Annotated in this window: 16 protein-coding genes; 11 read left to right on the top strand and 5 right to left on the bottom strand. The window is 70.5% G+C overall.

From position 1 onward, the window contains the following. Positions 1 to 31 precede the first annotated feature (31 nt). The 5 genes from ACWCRB_RS13740 to ACWCRB_RS13760 all read left to right on the top strand — a co-directional run bounded on the left by ACWCRB_RS13740 (position 32) and on the right by ACWCRB_RS13760 (position 6944). Complete coding sequence (locus ACWCRB_RS13740) at positions 32 to 1600, top strand: PucR family transcriptional regulator (RefSeq protein WP_450996212.1); 1569 nt, start codon at positions 32 to 34, stop codon at positions 1598 to 1600. A 189-nt stretch (positions 1601 to 1789) separates the two neighbouring features. Continuing rightward, positions 1790 to 2632, top strand: a complete 843-nt coding sequence (locus ACWCRB_RS13745) for a nitrilase-related carbon-nitrogen hydrolase (protein WP_450996213.1) — start codon at positions 1790 to 1792, stop codon at positions 2630 to 2632. A gap of 103 nt (positions 2633 to 2735) precedes the next feature. After that, positions 2736 to 4139, top strand: a complete 1404-nt coding sequence (gene hydA / locus ACWCRB_RS13750; protein WP_450996214.1) for a dihydropyrimidinase — start codon at positions 2736 to 2738, stop codon at positions 4137 to 4139. 16 nt (positions 4140 to 4155) lie between these two features. Next, positions 4156 to 5175, top strand: coding sequence for a TIGR03842 family LLM class F420-dependent oxidoreductase (locus ACWCRB_RS13755; RefSeq protein WP_450996215.1), 1020 nt, complete (start codon positions 4156 to 4158; stop codon positions 5173 to 5175). A gap of 242 nt (positions 5176 to 5417) precedes the next feature. Continuing rightward, positions 5418 to 6944 carry an NCS1 family nucleobase:cation symporter-1 gene (locus ACWCRB_RS13760; protein WP_235473919.1) on the top strand — a complete coding sequence of 509 codons (1527 nt, stop codon included), beginning with the start codon at positions 5418 to 5420 and terminating at the stop codon, positions 6942 to 6944. A gap of 32 nt (positions 6945 to 6976) precedes the next feature. Here the strand turns inward: ACWCRB_RS13760 and ACWCRB_RS13765 are convergent, their stop codons facing one another. Next, positions 6977 to 7639: a hypothetical protein gene (locus tag ACWCRB_RS13765; protein WP_450996216.1), complete on the bottom strand. Its 663-nt coding sequence runs from the start codon at positions 7637 to 7639 to the stop codon at positions 6977 to 6979. Between the two features lie 306 nt (positions 7640 to 7945). Between ACWCRB_RS13765 and ACWCRB_RS13770 the strand changes: the two genes are divergently transcribed. Beyond that, complete coding sequence (locus ACWCRB_RS13770; RefSeq protein ID WP_450996217.1) at positions 7946 to 9832, top strand: gamma-glutamyltransferase family protein; 1887 nt, start codon at positions 7946 to 7948, stop codon at positions 9830 to 9832. A gap of 86 nt (positions 9833 to 9918) precedes the next feature. Next, the gene (locus ACWCRB_RS13775) at positions 9919 to 10764 is read left to right on the top strand and encodes an inositol monophosphatase family protein (protein ID WP_450996218.1); all 846 of its coding nucleotides are present in this window, start codon (positions 9919 to 9921) and stop codon (positions 10762 to 10764) included. On the opposite strand, the gene ACWCRB_RS13780 is transcribed toward ACWCRB_RS13775, so the two are convergent. Beyond that, on the bottom strand, positions 10700 to 11362 hold the full coding sequence (locus ACWCRB_RS13780; RefSeq protein WP_450996219.1) for a hypothetical protein: 663 nt from the start codon (positions 11360 to 11362) through the stop codon (positions 10700 to 10702). The two genes, ACWCRB_RS13775 and ACWCRB_RS13780, sit on opposite strands and share 65 nt — an antisense overlap. A gap of 96 nt (positions 11363 to 11458) precedes the next feature. Between ACWCRB_RS13780 and ACWCRB_RS13785 the strand changes: the two genes are divergently transcribed. Together ACWCRB_RS13785 and ACWCRB_RS13790 are read left to right on the top strand one after the other, a co-directional pair. Then, a complete protein-coding gene (locus ACWCRB_RS13785; protein ID WP_450996220.1) occupies positions 11459 to 12868 on the top strand; it encodes a phytoene desaturase family protein in 1410 nt (469 codons plus the stop codon). Next, a complete protein-coding gene (locus ACWCRB_RS13790; RefSeq protein WP_450996221.1) occupies positions 12865 to 13377 on the top strand; it encodes an O-acetyl-ADP-ribose deacetylase in 513 nt (170 codons plus the stop codon). The genes ACWCRB_RS13785 and ACWCRB_RS13790 overlap by 4 nt, the downstream gene beginning before the upstream one ends. A gap of 33 nt (positions 13378 to 13410) precedes the next feature. Here the strand turns inward: ACWCRB_RS13790 and ACWCRB_RS13795 are convergent, their stop codons facing one another. Together ACWCRB_RS13795 and ACWCRB_RS13800 are read right to left on the bottom strand one after the other, a co-directional pair. Continuing rightward, the gene (locus ACWCRB_RS13795; protein ID WP_450996222.1) at positions 13411 to 14229 is read right to left on the bottom strand and encodes an SDR family NAD(P)-dependent oxidoreductase; all 819 of its coding nucleotides are present in this window, start codon (positions 14227 to 14229) and stop codon (positions 13411 to 13413) included. A 53-nt stretch (positions 14230 to 14282) separates the two neighbouring features. After that, on the bottom strand, positions 14283 to 15137 hold the full coding sequence (locus tag ACWCRB_RS13800) for an SDR family oxidoreductase (RefSeq protein ID WP_450996223.1): 855 nt from the start codon (positions 15135 to 15137) through the stop codon (positions 14283 to 14285). 92 nt (positions 15138 to 15229) lie between these two features. On the opposite strand from ACWCRB_RS13800, the gene ACWCRB_RS13805 reads away from it, so the two are divergent. Next, positions 15230 to 15640 carry a winged helix-turn-helix transcriptional regulator gene (locus tag ACWCRB_RS13805; RefSeq protein WP_450996224.1) on the top strand — a complete coding sequence of 137 codons (411 nt, stop codon included), beginning with the start codon at positions 15230 to 15232 and terminating at the stop codon, positions 15638 to 15640. A 33-nt stretch (positions 15641 to 15673) separates the two neighbouring features. Here the strand turns inward: ACWCRB_RS13805 and ACWCRB_RS13810 are convergent, their stop codons facing one another. Further along, positions 15674 to 16060 (bottom strand): ArsR/SmtB family transcription factor, encoded by a 387-nt coding sequence (locus ACWCRB_RS13810; protein ID WP_369031330.1) that lies wholly within the window; start codon positions 16058 to 16060, stop codon positions 15674 to 15676. 56 nt (positions 16061 to 16116) lie between these two features. Between ACWCRB_RS13810 and ACWCRB_RS13815 the strand changes: the two genes are divergently transcribed. Beyond that, positions 16117 to 18120 (top strand): heavy metal translocating P-type ATPase, encoded by a 2004-nt coding sequence (locus tag ACWCRB_RS13815; protein ID WP_450996225.1) that lies wholly within the window; start codon positions 16117 to 16119, stop codon positions 18118 to 18120. Positions 18121 to 18205: the final 85 nt, after the last annotated feature.

Below are 18205 nucleotides of genomic sequence, written 5' to 3' on the forward strand. Positions count from 1 at the left end.
ACAGCAGGACCACAGCAAGAAAGTCGGCCCCATGCTTACGACCACCACCTTGGAACCCGCTCTGTCCGTCCGTCAGGTCCTCGGCCTGGAACGGGTGCTCGCGGGCGAGCCCGAGGTGGTGGCCGGGGCCGGGCATCTGGACCGGGCCGTGCGCTGGGTGCATGTCGCCGAGGCCGCCGATGTCGGCGTGATGCTCAGCGGCGGCGAGATGGTGCTCACGACAGGCGTCCTGCTCGCGGGGGACGAGGAGGCCCAGGCCGAGTACATCCGGTCGCTGCACCGGGCGGAGGCCGCCGCCGTCGTTCTCGGGCTCGGCCGGGCCTTTCCCGCGCCGCCGGACGTCATGCGGCGCGCGGCCGAGCGGTGCGGGCTGCCGATGGTGGTGCTCCATCGGCCGTTCCCCTTCGCGGAGTTGACGGAGGAGGTCCAATCCCGGCTGGTACGGCGGAAGTTCGCCGCCGTGAGCCTGTCGGAAGCCGTGCGGACCGCTCTCACCGGGCTCATCACCTCCGGCGCCCCTATGCAGTTGCTGCTCGACGAGGTCGCCTCACACAGTGGCTGTCCCGTCGTCGTCACCAACCTCGCCCATCGCGTCCTCGCCACCTCGGGGGACCGGTCGTCCGTCGACGACGTGCTGCGGGACTGGGAGCGCATCTCCCGGCAGGCGGGCGGCAGCGAGGGCGATGGATGGATCCGGGCCGAGCTGGGCGGGCGCGGGGAGAGGTGGGGGCGGATCGTGCTCTGCGGATATCGCGGCGACGTCGCCACCGGGCGGCTGCTCGCCGACCGGGCCGCCGAGGCGCTCGTCCTGCACCGCATGCTCGGGGGCTCCGTGCGCACTTGGGAGGAGCAGTCCGCGCAGAGCCTGCTCACGGACCTGGTGAGCGGCGTCGTACCGGCCAGGCAACTGCTCCCGCGCGCGCGGGCCGCCGGACTGCCCGTCAACCGGCGGACCTTCGTGCCGCTCGTCGTACGGGACGGCGACCCCGCCGAACTCGACCGCGTACTACGCCTGTTGGGGCTGCCGGGGCTGGTCGCCGAGCTGGCCGACGACGCCACCGCCGTCCTGCTGAGCCTCGCCCGGGACCAGGACGCCAAGGCGCTCGCCGCCCACTTCGCGCTCCGGCTGCGTACGGAGACCGCCGGGGCCCGGACCGTCGTGGCCGCTGCCGAGGCGCTCGGCTCCTGGGACGACGTACCCACCGGACTGCGGGAGGCGCTGCACGTCGCCGCCGCTGTCGCGGACACCCCGGCGGGGCAGGATCTGCCGGTCCTGGTGTACCTGAGGGACGTACGCCTTCGCGGGCTTGTCCGGCTGCTGCGCGACGATCCGCATGTCCAGGCGTTCGCGGAGCGGGAGCTGGACGGGCTGCTGTGCGGGGTCGAGGGCGAGTCGGAGCTGCTGCCCGTGCTGCGGACCTATCTCGCCACCGGGCGCAACAAGTCACGTACCGCGCAACTGCACCATGTCTCGCGACCTGCGCTCTACCGCCGTCTGGAGGCGATAGAGGCGCGGCTCGGGCTCGATCTCGACGACTTCGAGCAGGCCGCTTCCGTGCATATCGCGCTCCTCGCGCACGACGCTCAGCAAGGCCGATGACCGCACGCTCCATTGCTCCGTCTTACCGCTTCGAAACATCAGAGGACCTGGGAAAACAGTGGTGAAACATGGGCCCAAGTCAGGGTGACACCGTGGAACGCCGAACGCCCGCAGGCGTGACACCGTGCAACTCAAACCCGATCTCCAGGCTTCCTAGGCTCGGCGTACACCGAGTGACCGGAGGTCCCGATGAGCAGGGTGATTCGCGCCGCCATCTTCCAGACTGCCTGGACGGGCGACAAGGAGTCGATGATCCAGGTCCACGAGCAGGCGGTCCGCGACGCCGCGGCGCAGGGTGCTCAAGTCATGTGTTTCCAGGAGCTGTTCTACGGACCGTACTTCTGCCAGGTCCAGGACAAGGCGTTCTACGAGTACGCCGAGCAGATCCCGAACGGCCCGATCGTCAAGCGCTTCCAGGCGCTGGCCAAGGAACTGGGCATCGTCCTCGTCCTGCCGATGTACGAGGAGGAGCAGCCGGGCGTCCTCTACAACACGGCCGCCGTGATCGACGCGGACGGCTCGTACCTCGGCAAGTACCGCAAGCACCACATCCCGCAGGTCGCCGGATTCTGGGAGAAGTTCTACTTCCGTCCGGGCAACGCGGGCTGGCCGATCTTCGACACCGCCGTGGGCAAGATCGGCGTCTACATCTGCTACGACCGGCACTTCCCGGAGGGCTGGCGTGCGCTGGGCCTCGAAGGCGCCGAGATCGTCTTCAACCCGTCGGCCACCTCGCGCGGTCTGTCCGCCTACCTGTGGCAGCTGGAGCAGCCTGCTGCGGCCGTCGCCAACGAGTACTTCGTCGGCGCGATCAACCGGGTCGGCGTCGAGGAGCTGGGCGACAACGACTTCTACGGGACCTCGTACTTCGTGGACCCGGAGGCACAGTTCGTCGGCGAGGTGGCGAGCGACAAGGAGACCGAACTCGTCGTCCGCGACCTGGACATGGACAAACTCCGCGAGGTCCGCGACCGCTGGCAGTTCTACCGCGACCGCCGCCCGGAGGCGTATGGCCCCCTGACCGCACCGTAACCAGTAGACGCCGGGTTCCCGCGCCCACCCAGGGGCGCGGGGAACTGCGCGACCAGCCACACACGACCCGCACTCTTCACACAACCAGCGGAGTTGTCATCCCATGAGCAGCCGTACCGTCATCCGCGGCGGACTCGTCATCACCGCGTCCGACGAGATCCACGCCGATGTCCTGATCGAGGACGGCCGAATCGCCGCCCTCGCCACCAGCGGAAGCGCCACCGCCGAGGCGTGGAGCGCCGAGCGGACCATAGACGCCACCGGCAAATACGTCATCCCCGGCGGCGTCGACGCGCACACCCACATGGAACTGCCGTTCGGCGGTACGGCCGCCTCGGACACCTTCGAGACCGGCACCCGGGCCGCCGCCTGGGGCGGTACGACCACGATCATCGACTTCGCCGTGCAGAGCGTCGGCCAGTCGCTGCGCGACGGACTCGACACCTGGAACGCCAAGGCCGACGGCAACTGCGCCATCGACTACGCCTTCCACATGATCGTCTCCGACGTGAACCAGGACACGCTGAAGGAGATGGACCTGCTGGTCGAGGAGGGCGTGACCTCCTTCAAGCAGTTCATGGCCTACCCGGGCGTCTTCTACAGCGACGACGGCCAGATCCTGCGCGCCATGCAGCGCTCCGCCGAGAACGGCGGCCTGATCATGATGCACGCCGAGAACGGCATCGCGATCGACGTCCTCGTCGAGCAGGCGCTGGCCCGGGGCGAGACCGACCCCCGCTACCACGGCGAGGTCCGCAAGGCCCTCCTCGAAGCGGAGGCCACGCACCGCGCGATCAAGCTCGCGCAGGTCGCCGGGGCACCCCTGTACGTCGTCCACGTCTCGGCGCAGGAGGCAGTCGCCGAGCTGACACGGGCGCGCGACGAGGGGCTCAACGTCTTCGGCGAGACCTGCCCGCAGTACCTGTTCCTGTCGACGGACAACCTGGCCGAGCCGGACTTCGAGGGCGCAAAGTACGTGTGCTCGACGCCCCTTCGGCCCAAGGACCACCAGGCCGCGCTCTGGCGGGGGCTGCGGACCAACGACCTCCAGGTCGTCTCCACGGACCACTGCCCCTTCTGCTTCGAAGGGCAGAAGGAGCTGGGCCGCGGCGACTTCTCGAAGATCCCCAACGGGCTCCCGGGCGTCGAGAACCGCATGGACCTCCTCCACCAGGCCGTCGTCGACGGGCACATCAGCCGCCGCCGCTGGATCGAGATCGCCTGCGCCACCCCGGCCCGGATGTTCGGCCTCTACCCGAAGAAGGGCACCATCGCCCCGGGCGCCGACGCCGACGTCGTCATCTACGACCCGACGGCCGAGCAGATCGTCTCCGCCGAGACGCACCACATGAACGTCGACTACTCGGCGTACGAGGGCAAGCGGATCACCGGCCGCGTCGAGACCGTCCTCTCGCGGGGCGAACTCGTCATCACCGAGCGGGAGTTCACCGGACGCGCGGGTCACGGCGTCTACACCCCCCGCTCCACCTGTCAGTACCTGATCTGAACTAGGAGCAGCGCTAATGGACTTCGGCCTCGTCCTGCAGACCGACCCGCCGGCCTCGCGTGTCATCGAGCTGATGCAGCGCGCCGAGGGCAACGGCTTCACGTACGGCTGGACCTTCGACTCCGCCGTGCTGTGGCAGGAACCGTTCGTGATCTACAGTCAGATCCTTTCCAGCACCGAGAAGTTGACGGTCGGCCCGATGGTCACCAACCCGGGCACCCGCACCTGGGAGGTCACCGCCTCCACCTTCGCCACCCTCAACGACATGTTCGGCAACCGCACGGTCTGCGGCATCGGCCGCGGCGACTCCGCGATGCGCGTCGCCGGCCGCTCGCCCAACACGCTGGCCCGGATCAGCGGCGCGATGAAGGTCATCCGCTCGCTCGGCCGCGGCGACGAGGCCGACCTCGGCGGTACGGTGATCAAGTTCCCGTGGGTCAAGCCGGGCGCCGAACTCCCCGTCTGGATGGCCGCGTACGGCCCCAAGGCGCTCAAGATGACCGGCGAGGAGGCCGACGGGTTCATCCTCCAGCTCGCCGACCTCTACCTCACCGAGTACATGGTGAAGACGGTCAAGGACGCCGCCGTCGCCGCCGGACGTGACCCGTCCGAGGTGAAGATCTGCGTCGCCGCCCCCGCGTACATCACCGAGGACGACTCGCCCGAGGCGCTCGCCCACGCCCGCGAACAGTGCCGCTGGTTCGGCGGGATGGTCGGCAACCACGTCGCCGACCTGGTGTCGAAGTACGGCGAACACTCCGCCGCCGTACCCGAGGAACTCACCGATTACATCAAGGCCCGTGAGGGGTACGACTACTCCCATCACGGCCGCGCCGACAACCCCGACACCCAGTTCGTGCCCGACGAGATCGTCGACCGGTTCTGCATCATCGGCACCCCTGAGATGCACATCGAGAAGCTCAACAAGCTGCGTGAACTGGGCGTCGACCAGTTCGCCGTCTACGACATGCACGACGCCCAGGAAACCGTCATCGACGCCTACGGATCAACGGTGATCCCGGCCGTCAACGCCTGACGTACGCGTGTTATCCGGCTTCGCCTCGCGTCGTCTGCGCCGGTTCCTCCAGCCGACCTGCTTTTCTGCTGGGGGTCCGGGGGTTATCCCCCGGGAAATGCAGCGTCGTCCCCACCATCTCCCTCTCCCCGGCGTTCAGGTTGCCGGGGAGGGGGTCAGGACACCCCCGGGTGTTCTGTGCGCGTCCCCCAACGCGCCACCCGCACGGCCTTTCCCGACCCACCTCATTGATTGGCCTGCCCATGACCGACACCGCTCCCACGGCAATACCGCCGTCCGCCCAACTCACCCTCCCCGACGGCCGGGTGGAGATCTCCCCCGACGCGCCCGCACCCAGCGGGCCGTACGCCAACGAGGACCTGCTGCCGGTTCCGATCGAGAAGCGCACCTGGACCACGTACAACTTCTCGGCGCTCTGGGTGGGCATGGCCCACAACACGGCCTCCTGGACCCTCGCTTCGGGTCTGATCGCCGTGGGCATGGACTGGAAGCAGGCCGTGCTCACGATCGCCCTGGCGAACGTGATCGTACTGATCCCGATGCTGCTCACCGGACACGCCGGGCCCAAGTACGGCATCCCCTTCCCCGTCTTCGCCCGCGCCTCTTTCGGCATCCGCGGCGCCAACCTCCCCGCTGTCGTACGGGCGTTGGTGGCCTGCGGCTGGTTCGGCATCCAGACCTGGATCGGCGGCGAGGCGATCTACTTCCTCGCCGGCAAGCTCATCGGCAACGGCTGGAGCGACGCCGGCAAGATCGGCGGCTACGCCTGGACGATGTGGCTGTCCTTCGCCATCTTCTGGGCGATCCAGGTAGCGATCATCTACCGGGGCATGGAGACGATCCGCCGCTTCGAGAACTGGGCCGCGCCCTTCGTCCTCGTCGGCGCCGGCGTGATGCTGTGGTGGATGGCCGACAAGGCCGGCGGCTTCGGCCCGCTGCTCGACCAGCCCTCCAAGCTGGGCTACGGCGCGGACTTCTGGAAGATCTTCGCGCCCGCCCTCATGGGCATGATCGGCTTCTGGTCCACGCTGTCGCTGAACATCCCGGACTTCACCCGGTACGGGAAGAGCCAGAAGGCCCAGACCTGGGGGCAGGCGCTCGGTCTGCCGACCACGATGACGCTCTTCGCGTTCCTGTCCGTCATGGTCACCTCGGGCTCGCAGGCCGTGTACGGCGAGGCCATCTGGGACCCGGTACAGCTCGCCGCCAAGACCGACAACGTCTTCGGGCTGCTGTTCGCCCTGGTCACCGTGCTGGTGGCGACCCTGTCCGTGAACGTCGCGGCCAACCTGGTCTCCCCGGCCTTCGACTTCTCCAACATCGCGCCCCGCAAGATAAGTTTCCGGGCCGGCGCGCTCGCCACCTGCGTACTCGGCGTGCTGATCTTCCCGTGGAAGCTGTACTCCGACCCGCAGGGCTACATCTTCACCTGGCTCGGTCTGGTCGGCGGGCTGCTCGGCACGGTCGCCGGCATCCTCATCGCCGACTACTGGATCCTGCGCCGCGGCAAGCTCGACCTCGCCGACCTGTACAAGGCCGGCGGACGCTACTGGTACGAGAACGGCTGGAACTGGCGCGCGGTCGTCGCGTTCCTGGTCGGCGGTGTGCTGGCGATCGGCGGCGCCAACTTCGCCCCGCTGATCGACGGGCGGCCCATCCCGGCGCTGTCCTCACTGGCGAACTACGGCTGGGCCGTGGGTCTGGGCACGTCGATGGTGCTCTACCTGGTGCTGATGGTGGCGACCGGGAAGGGCAAGACGGAGGTCTGACCCTGTGAAGTGACGTGCGAGGGCGGCCGGTTCTACCGGCCGCCCTCCAGCGCTGCCACCGCGTCCCGGGCGGCCTTGATGGCGCCCTTGTTGATCACATCCGTGCTGGGCGCCTTCTTCGACTCGAAGTCGCTGCCGTTGTACGTGATCACCACCAGCGCGTTCGACGCGCGGACCAGCACCACGCCCTCGCGGGTCTGCTGCTTGTCCTCGGTGGTGAGGTTCACGACGGAGTAGGCGGCGTCACCGAGACCCGGCACGACCCCGCCGCCGCTCTTCTCCGTCATCCGGTCCTTGTACGTCTTCTCCGCCGCCGCGTCCGTGTCGGACAGCTCGAACGACACGTCGAGCCAGCGGTAGTCGTACCCCTTGAGCGCGTTCCAGGAGCAGGTGCGGCGCGCCTCCGTGTCCGTCGACGGGATCTCCTTGCCGGCCGCCTTGGCGCCCGGGACAAGGGACTTGATGGTGCCCGGGGGCACGGCCGAGCAGGGTGCGGGCGCGGCGGTGAAGGTCTTCGAGGCCGCCGAGGTCGAGGGCGCGGTGGGCGTCGAGGACGCGCCCTTGGCGGCCGCCTCGGGTTCGTCGGCGGTCGGCGACGCGGCGAGCGGACCCGAGGACAACGCCCAGCCGGCGGTGGCGAGCACGGCGACCGGCGCCAGGCGGGTGACGAGCGCGAGCGGCAGAGGAAGGCTCAAGGCGCACTTCTCGTGGGGGACGGTGCGGAGGGGGGTCCGCACTCCGGACGGGACGCCAGTGTCACATGACTGCCTGTGGGGCGGAAGTAAGAACTCGCTCCGTGGCTGTGCGATGACTGTCCTTCATGATCGGCCGCCCGGACTGTCCGTCAGAATGCGCAAATCGGCGTCGACAGTGCGCAATTCACTATCAATCACTATCAATGCGATCAATCTTTCCGAATGCCTCAAAGGTGACTGGCGCTCTGTGCCCGGTGGGGGGTACGTACGATCATCGGATCGTGTGCCGTAGTGAAGGAGTCGCCCGTGTTCACCACCCGACCCACGCTCCAGGGCACCTTCGGGATGGTGTCCTCCACACACTGGCTGGCCTCGCAGTCGGCGATGGCTGTCCTGGAGGACGGCGGCAACGCGTACGACGCCGCCGTCGCCGCGGGCTTCGTCCTGCATGTCGTCGAACCGCACCTCAACGGGCCCGGCGGCGAGGTGCCGATCATCCTCGCCCCGGCCGGCGGTGAGGTGCGGGTGCTGTGCGGGCAGGGCGTGGCGCCCGCCGGGGCCACGATCGCGCACTACAGGGGGCTCGGCCTCGACCTCGTCCCCGGCACCGGGCCCCTCGCCGCCGCCGTGCCCGGTGCCTTCGACGCCTGGATGCTCCTGCTCCGCGACCACGGCACCAAGCCGCTCGCCGACGTCCTCGAGTACGCCATCGGGTACGCCGAGGACGGGCACGCGCCCGTGGAGAACATCGGCGCGACCGTCGAGACCGTACGGGAACTGTTCGAGACGGAGTGGACCTCGTCCGCGGAGGTGTACCTGCCCGGCGGACAGCCGCCCCGGCCCGGCGAGCTGTTCCGCAATCCCGCCCTGGCCGCCACCTGGAAGCGCCTGCTCGCCGAGGTCGCCGGGGCGGGGGACCGTATCGCCCAGATCGAGGCGGCACGGGAGGTGTGGCGCACCGGCTTCATCGCCGAGGCGCTCGTACGGCAGTCCGCGCGGCCCACCATGGACACCAGCGGCGAGCGTCACACCGGCACCCTGACCGCCGGCGACCTCGCCTCCTGGTCCGCGACCTACGAGGCCCCGGCGACGTACGACTGGCAGGGCTGGACCCTCTGCAAGGCCGGTCCCTGGAGCCAGGGCCCCGCCTTCCTCCAGCAGCTCGCGCTCCTCCCGCCGGAGCTGCCCGAGTACGGGTCCGCCGACTACGTCCACCTGCTGATCGAGGGCTGCAAGCTCGCCATGGCGGACCGGGAGGCCTGGTACGGGGACGCGTCCGGCGGGGCCGACGTGCCGCTCGACGAGCTGCTGTCCGACCACTACAACGCCGCCCGGCGGGCCCTTGTCGGCGGCAAGGCCTCGTACGAGCTGCGGCCCGGCAGCCCGGACGGACGCAGCCCGCAGCTGTGCGCACGCGCGCGCGTGGTGGCCACGGACGAGCCAGGGTTCAGCGCTCTGGGGGCCGGGGAGCCGACGGTCGGGGCCGGGGGCGCGGTCGGCGGGGTGCCGGGTGTCGGGGAGCCCACCGTGGCCGTGCCTCCGGCCTCGCCCGTGCCGGGTGAACCTGATGTCGCCGCCGACGGCCGTACCCGGGGCGACACCTGCCATCTCGACGTCGTCGACCGCTGGGGCAACATGGTCGCGGCCACGCCCAGCGGCGGCTGGCTCCAGTCCAACCCCGTCGTGCCCGAGCTGGGCTTCCCGCTCGGCACCCGGCTCCAGATGACCTGGCTGGAGGAGGGCCTGCCGGGCTCTCTCGCTCCCGGCCGCCGGCCCCGGACCACCCTCACGCCCTCGGTCGCGCTGCGCGACGGGGTGCCTGTGCTGGCGTTCGGTACGCCCGGTGGGGACCAGCAGGACCAGTGGCAGCTGCACTTCTTCCTCGCCGTCGCCCTGCGCCCGAGGGTGCGCGGGAGCCTGGACCTCCAGGGTGCGATCGACGCCCCGAACTGGCACAACGACAGCTTCCCGAGTTCCTTCTACCCGCGCGGGACGCGCCCCGGGAGCGTCACCGTGGAGGCTCGGATGCCGGGCGGGGTGGTCGAGGAGCTGCGTCGGCGGGGGCACGACGTGACGGTCGGCGGCGGCTGGTCCGAGGGCCGGCTGTGCGCGGTCGCCCGGGACCCGGAGACGGGAGTCCTGTCGGCGGCGGCCAATCCCCGGGGAATGCAGGGGTACGCCGTGGGACGCTGATGTCCGAATCCCGGTGTTCAGGGCGATTCCACCCCATGTCCACCGGCCGGGCGGGGATTGTCAGTGGCGCATGCTCTCATGGAGGCATGATCGGAGACACCGAAACCATCGAAGAGTTTCTCGCACGGCACGCGTCCGACGTCGAGGAAGCGGTCCGCCAGGCGGCGGCCACCGAGATAATGCCGCGCTTCCGTCAACTCGCCGCCCACGAGGTCGACCAGAAGAGCGGCCCGCACGACCTGGTGACGGACGCCGACCGCAAGGCCGAGCTGTATCTCACCGAGGTGCTGCCCAAGCTGCTGCCCGGCTCCGTCGTGGTCGGCGAGGAGGCGGTGCACGCCAACCCCGCCTCGTACGAGGCGATACAGGGCGACGCACCGGTCTGGATCGTCGACCCCGTGGACGGCACCCGCCAGTTCGTCCACGGCGACCCCGGCTTCTGCACCCTCGTCGCGCTCGCCCACCGCGGCGTCGTCCGCGCGTCCTGGACATTCGCCCCGGCCCGCGACCAGCTCGCCACGGCGATCCGCGGACAGGGCGCCCTCCTCGACGGCACACCCCTGCTCGCGGGCGCGCCCGAGCCCGGCCGTGACCTCCAGGTGGCCACCTCCCACCCGGACTACACGACGGACGAAGAGAAGCGCGCCCTGTTGGGCCTGTGGACGGACGGCGTGCAGCCGCGCGCGTGCGGCTCGGCGGGCCTGGAGTATCTGGCCATCGCCCGGGGCGAGTTGGACGCCACGGCGTTCTCCTGGGAGGCCGCCTGGGACCACGCCGCGGGCATCCTCCTCGTCGAGGAGGCGGGCGGCGCCCATCTGACCCGCGCGGGCGAACCGTTCCGCATAACCGGCGGCAACGTCCTGCCGTTCACCGCGGCGCGGGACGCGGCCACGGCTGGCCGGGTGGTGGAACTTCTGTCGGGCGGAGCCTGATCTGCGGGCGGGCCGAGCTGAACCGCAGGGTGATGACCTCGAACTCGGCGACGGTGCCGACCACCGGCCAGTCGCCGGGGTCGAAGGGCAGCCAGGCGATGTCCACGAAGGCGTCGACCGGCAGGTTGACGTCGACGAACAGACCCGTCCGGCCCGGCCCCCACGGCAGCGCGCACACCATGCCCGTGAGCAGGGAGCCCTCCGGCAGCGGGCCCGTGGTGTAGCGGCTCAGGTGCCGGTGCCGCAGGGCCGTGGACCACGCCCGCTCGAACTCCGAATCCGTCACGTCCACCGCCTCCGGCGGCACCTCCACGGCGCCCTCGGTGAACGCCCCGTACACGGTCTGGTAGAGCTGGACGCCCAGGCGCCCGAACCGCTCGCGCACCAGCGCCAGTTGGGCCTGGGCGGCGGCCATCGAGGCACCGCCCGAGGTGGTGCCGTCGGCGTTCTGCAGGGGCTCGCAGGAGCGCGGGATCGCCAGCCCCGCCTCGAACACCGCCTGCCGCAGCACCCAGCCGTCGTCCTCGACCTCGAACCAGTACCAGGCGGTGTCGTCGGCGTCCTCGCCGGGCGATTGGATGCGGAAACGGCGCGTCATCCGGCCGAGGTTACCCGCGCCGGGCAGTGTCGGTGTCCCGGCATATCCTGATCTCAACAGGCCGTCGGCTGACGAAGGAGTCCGAAGGTGCCGTCGATGCTCGATGCGGTCGTGGTGGGGGCGGGGCCCAACGGGCTGACGGCTGCCGTGGAGCTGGCCCGGCGCGGCTTCTCCGTGGCCGTCTTCGAGGCACGCGACACCGTCGGCGGCGGCGCCCGCACCGAGGAGCTGACCCTGCCCGGCTTCCGGCACGACCCGTGCTCGGCGGCGCACCCGCTCGGCGTCAACTCCCCGGCGTTCAGGGCGATGCCGCTGGCCAGGTACGGGCTGGAGTGGCTGCACGCAGACCTGCCCATGGCCCACCCCTTCCCGGACGGCACGGCGGCGGTGCTGTCCCGTTCCGTGGCCGAGACGGCGGCCTCCTTCGGGCCGCGTGACGCGGGCGCGTACCGCAGGCTGGTCGAGCCGTTCCTCAGCAGGTGGGACACCCTGGCCCACGACTTCATGTCCCTGCCCCTGACCTCGCTGCCCCGCGACCCGGTCACCCTCGCCCGCTTCGGCCTGGCCGGGCTGCCGCCCTCGACCTGGCTGATGCGCCGCTTCCGCGACGAGCGGGCGAAAGCCCTGTTCGCAGGCCTCGTCGGCCATGTCATGGCGCCCCTCAACGGGGTCGCCACCGGCGCCGTGGGCCTGGTCTTCGCCCTCGCGGCACACGCCCGCGGCTGGCCGGTCGCCCGAGGCGGATCCCAGGCGATCTCCGACGCGCTCACCGCGTATCTGACCGACCTCGGCGGCACCGTCCACACCGACTACGAGGTCAAGCGGCTGGACGACCTTCCACCCGCACGTGCGTACGTCTTCGACACCTCACCCACCGCACTGGCCCGGATCGCGGGCTTCGGCGGCTACTACGCGGGCTACCGCTACGGCGCGGGCGTCTTCAAAATCGACTACGCCCTGGACGGCCCGGTGCCCTGGACGGCGAAGGAGGCCCGCACGGCGACCACCGTCCAGATCGGGGCGACCAGCGCCGAGATCGACACCGCCCTGCGCGCCGCCTCCCGCGAGAACCGGGCCCCCGACACCCCGTTCCTGATCACCGTGCAGCCGAGCGTCGCCGACCCCTCCCGGGCACCCCAGGGCAAACAGGTCTTCTGGGCCTACGGCCACGTCCCGAACGGCTGGACGGGCGACCTCACCGACGCCATCGAACGCCAGCTGGAGCGCTTCGCCCCCGGCTTCCGCGACCGCGTCCTCGCCCGCGCCACCGCAGGGCCGCCCCAACTCGCGGCCCGCAACGCCAACTACGTCGGCGGCGACATCGGCTCCGGCGCGGCCAGCGGCCTCCAGCTGATGCTGCGCCCCAGGCTCTCGCTCTTCCCGTACGCCACCCCGCACCCGGCCGTCTTCATCTGCTCGTCGGCCACCCCGCCGGGCCCGGGCGTGCACGGCATGTCGGGACACAACGCGGCGAAGGCCGTCTGGAGAAGGCTGAGACAGTCATGACCGCCATCACGCTCGTCAAGGGCGACATCACCCGACAGAGTGCCGACGCGATCGTCAACGCGGCGAACTCGTCACTCCTGGGCGGGGGAGGAGTCGACGGAGCGATCCACCGCAGAGGCGGCCCCGAGATCCTCGCCGCCTGCCGGGCCCTGCGCGCCTCGCAGTACGGCAAGGGCCTGGCCACCGGCAAGGCCGTCGCCACGACTGCCGGTGAACTGGACGCACGCTGGGTGATCCACACGGTAGGACCTGTGTTCGGCGGTGCGTCGGAGGACCGCTCGGACCAACTGGCCTCCTGCTACCGGGAGTCCCTGCGCGTCGCCGACGAACTGGGCGTCCGGACGGTCGCGTTTCCCGCCATCTCCACGGGCGTCTACCGCTGGCCGATGGAGGACGCGGCGCGCATCGCGGTGACGGCGGTACGGGAGGCGGAGACCGCCGTGGAGGAGGTGCGGTTCGTGCTGTTCGACGAGGGGGCGTACGAGGCTTTCGCGGCGCAACTCCGGTGAGATGAAAGGGGGTTCATGTCCCCTTTCCTGATGTCAGGAGTCCGTGAGGTCCCGGGAGACGTCCATGAGGCGTCGCGTGGTCGACTTGTCGAGGTCGATCGGCAGACGCTGTTCGAAGTCCCCGGGCTTCGGCCAGTACATCGCCGAGGGCCAGTCCTCGCGCAGACAGGCCTCGACGACGTTGTGGGCGCTCTTCTCGACGGAATCGAAGAAGAAGGGGCCCACGACCTTGGACATCGCCCGCATGTACCACGGTGACAGCCGCAGGATGTCGGTCTTCACGGCGCCCGCGTTCACCACCCCGGCGCGCAGCCCCGGTTCGGCCCGGGTGAGGTGGGCGGCGTAGTGGTGGTTGGCGAGTTGGATCGCCTCCCTGTCGTGCCGGAAACTGAACTGCTCGAACGCGGGGAACCTTTCGAACTCCGCCGGTGTGGACGGCGGGATGCTCGCCGTCATCATGACGACACGGGCGTGTTCGGCGCGGCGCAGCGCCGGCAGCAGGAGTTGCGTGAGGTGGTAGCGGCTCAGGTAGTTGACCGAGAAGAACGGGTGGAGTCCGTCCGCCGTGCGCAGTTCCTTGAAGGTGAGGACGCCGGTCGAGTGCAGGAGTGCGTCGAGACGGTCGTGCTCGGCGAGGACCCGTCGGGCGGCGTCCCGGACACCGTCGTGCGTCGACAGCTCGACGGAGTGGAACGACGCCCGGTCGGCCGCGTCACCGAAGGACGCGAGCGCCTCCTCGCCCTTGCGCCGGTCGCGGCCGAGGAGGACGACACGGTGACCACGGGCGAGGAACTCACGCGCCGCGCGGAGCCCGATTCCGCTGTTGCCGCCGCTGACGAGGATGGTGCGCATGGGGTTCCTTCGATGGCTGAGGTGCTGAAGTGGCCGGGATCGTGCGTGGGGCGTCACCGCTTCAGCGCCGCCGCGACCGTGTCGGCGATCGGTGTCGTCCGGCGCCCGATCAACCGCGCCAACTCCCCGCTCGTACCCGCGAGTTCACCGCCGGCGAAGGACGCGTCCGCGCCCGCCAGGATCGACGCGTACAACTCGGGCATCCCCGCGCCGACCAGCAGGTCGGTGTACGCCTCGGCGGTGACCGGCGTGTAGACGATCTCCCTGCCGGTCTGGCGGCCCAACTCGGCCGTGAACTCGGGGAAGTTCCAGGCGGTGTCCCCGCCCAGCTCGTACGTCCGGTTCTCGTGGCCCTCGCCGGTGAGCACCGCGACGGCGCCGGCCGCGTAGTCGGCGCGGGTCGCGGAGGCGATGCGGCCGTCACCGGCGGCGCGTACCAGGACACCCTGTTCCACCACCGTCGCCAGCCCGTCGACGAAGATCTCGCTGTACCAGTTGTTGCGCAGCAGGACGTATGGCAGACCGGACTCCACCAGCACCTTCTCCGTACGGCGATGCGCCTCGGCGAGCGGTGTCTCGTGGCCGCCGGCCGCACTGGTGTACGCGAGCAGCGCGACCCCGGCGGACCCGGCGGCGTCGATCACGGCCCGGTGCTGGGCCACGCGGTCCGCGGTCATCTCGCTGCTGGATATCAGCAGCACCTTGTCACCGGCGGTGAAGACGCCCTCGAAGCTCTCGGGAACGTTGTAGTCGGCGATCACGGTCCGCACCTCGAGGGCCTCGAAACGGGCGCCCTTCTCCGCGCTGCGGACCACGGCGGTGATCCGGTCGGCGGGGACCTTCTCCAGCAGGCCCTCGACGACCAGACGGCCGAGATTCCCGGTGGCTCCGGTGACGACAATGCTCATGGTGCGGACAACTCCTCGTGATCGGCTCTGTCGCCAACCCTAGGAGCTGTGGTCACTCTGCGTGAGTACGTACTTTGAAGTACGGTACTGACATGGCTGTTAGCACCACAGCGGGCGGCACGACGGCGGTCGGCCCCAAGGTCCTGTGCCCGCAGCGCCTGACCATGGAGCACGTCACCAGCCGCTGGGGCGTCCTCGTGCTCATCCGCCTCCTGGAGCGCCCGCACCGCTTCGCCGAACTGCGCCGCGCCATCAACTCCACCGAGTCCGTCGGCCCGGTGACCGAGAAGATGCTCGCGCAGACCCTGCAGAACCTGGAGCGCGACGGCCTGGTCAACCGTGACGTCAAGCCGGTGATCCCGCCCCATGTCGACTACTCCCTCACGGAGTTGGGCCATGAGGCCGCCGAACAGGTCCGCGCCCTGGCGCTCTGGACCAACGAGCGGCTGAGTCAGGTGGAGCGCGCGCGGGAGAGCTACGACGCGGCGAAGGGCCGCGCCTGAGCGGCCCGTCGGGATAGCGGCCCGCCGGGGGAGTTACCCGGCGCTTCCGGTCTCGGCGTCGCCGTCGGTGTCGCTGAGGCCCAGCCGCAGATGCTCCACGTGGTAGACCGCCTGGTCGAGCAGCTCGGCGACATGGTGGTCGTGCAGCGCGTACACGACCGAACGGCCGCGCCGCTCTCCCACGACCAGGCCCAGGTTGCGCAGCAGCCGCAACTGGTGCGAGCACGCCGACTGCTCCATGCCCACCTCGGCCGCCAACTCCGTCGCCGGGAGCGGACCTTCGCGCAGTCGCGCCAGGATCAGCAGGCGGGAGGGTGTCGACAGGGCCTGGAGCGTGGTGGCCACCTTCGCGACATTGTCCGCGTCGAGGCGTACGCGCTCGGCGGCGTCCTGCGCGGTGACGACGGCTCCATGACCCATGGCCGTATCTTACTCATCGCACATGAACGAATGAATGAGTGTTCATGTGTTCCTGTATGGTGCTTCCCGTGTCTGCCACTCTCACCTCGTCTCAGGTCGTCCCGTCGTCCGGCGTACCTGGCGCACCCCGCCGCCGCACCCGGGTCCTCGCGCTCCCCGAGGCCCGCTGGGCCACAGCGGCCACGGCACTGTTCCTGCTCGCACTGCCCCTGCAGTTGGCCGGCGCGCCCGCCTGGACCTGGGGAGCGCTCTACGCGCTCGCGTACGCCACCGGCGGCTGGGAGCCCGGCTGGGAAGGCCTGAAGGCGCTACGGGAACGGACCCTCGACGTCGACCTGCTGATGATCGTCGCCGCCCTCGGCGCCGCGGCGATCGGCCAGGTGATGGACGGCGCCCTGCTGATCGTCATCTTCGCGACCTCCGGCGCCCTGGAGGCCCTCGCCACCGCCCGCACCGCCGACTCGGTACGCGGCCTCCTCGACCTGGCCCCCGCCACAGCGACTCGGCTGAACCCCGACGGCCACGAACTGACCCTCCCCGTCGACGAGTTGACCGTCGGCGACACCATCCTCGTACGCCCCGGAGAACGCGTCGGGGTCGATGGCCGCGTACTGGACGGCGCGAGCGAGGTCGACCAGGCGACGATCACCGGCGAACCGCTGCCCGCTCCGAAGGAGCCGGGCGACGAGGTCTTCGCGGGTACCCTCAACGGCACCGGCGCCCTGCGCGTACGGGTCGAGCGCGACGCCTCCGACTCGGTGATCGCCCGGATCGTACGCCTGGTCGAGGAGGCGTCCGAGACCAAGGCTCCCACCCAGCTGTTCATCGAGAAGGTCGAGCAGCGCTACTCGCTGGGCATGGTCGCCGCGACCCTCGCCGTGTTCGCCGTACCGCTCGCCTTCGGTACGGACCTCACCGACGCCCTGCTGCGCGCCATGACCTTCATGATCGTGGCCTCGCCCTGCGCGGTCGTGCTCGCCACCATGCCGCCGCTGCTCTCGGCGATCGCCAACGCCGGGCGGCACGGCGTCCTGGTCAAGTCGGCGGTGGTGATGGAACGTCTCGGACAGGTCGACGCCGTCGCCCTCGACAAGACCGGCACCCTCACCGAGGGCACGCCGAGGCTGACGGACGTACGGCCGCTGCCCGGATCCGACCTCGACGAGGACGACCTGCTGGCGCTCGCGGCGGCTGCCGAGCACCCGAGTGAGCACCCACTGGCCCGGGCCGTGGTGGAGGCGGCGCGGGAGCGGGGGCTCGTGCTGTCCGTGGCGGAGGACTTCGACTCGACGCCGGGAGTGGGCGTGACGGCTGCCGTGGACGGGTGTGTGGTCGCGGTGGGGGCGCCAGGCCGGCTGCTGGACTGTGCCGGGGTGCCGGACGGTTCGGCAACTCGGCTGCTGGTCAAGGAGGTTGAGGAGGTCGAGGCGTCCGGTCGTACGGCCGTCCTCGTCGTCGCCGACAACGTGCCGGTCGGAGTCCTCGGTCTCGCCGACCGGCTCCGTCCCGGTGCCGCCGCCACCGTCACCTCGCTCACCGAACTCACCGGCACCGCACCCGTGTTGCTGACCGGCGACAACCCGCGTGCCGCCGCTCGACTGGCCGCCGAGGTCGGGATCGAGGACGTACGGGCCGGACTGCTTCCCCAGCAGAAGCTGGGCGCAGTACGGGAGTTGGAGGCGGCCGGGCGCAGGGTCATGGTTGTCGGGGACGGTGTCAACGACGCACCGGCACTGGCCGCCGCCCACACCGGCGTGGCCATGGGGCGGGCGGGCTCCGACCTCGCGCTGGAGACCGCGGACGCGGTGATCGTGCGTGACGACCTCACCACCGTGCCCGCCGTGATCGCGCTCTCCCGGCACGCCGGACGGCTGGTCGTGCAGAATCTGGTCATCGCGGGAGTGTTCATCGCGGGCCTCGTCGCCTGGGACCTGATCGGCACGCTGCCGCTTCCGCTCGGCGTCGCGGGTCACGAGGGCTCGACCGTCCTGGTCGGCCTCAACGGGTTGCGGCTGCTGCGGGAGGCTGCGTGGCGGGACGCGGTGAAACGGGGAAGGTGATCCGGAGGGTCCCAGCACACGCCACCTTGATGTCGGATTTCCGCCAGCCCCGCCCCGGCCCATCGCCGATGCTGGACGTATGCGG

The organism is Streptomyces sp. NPDC002156 (assembly GCF_053593675.1).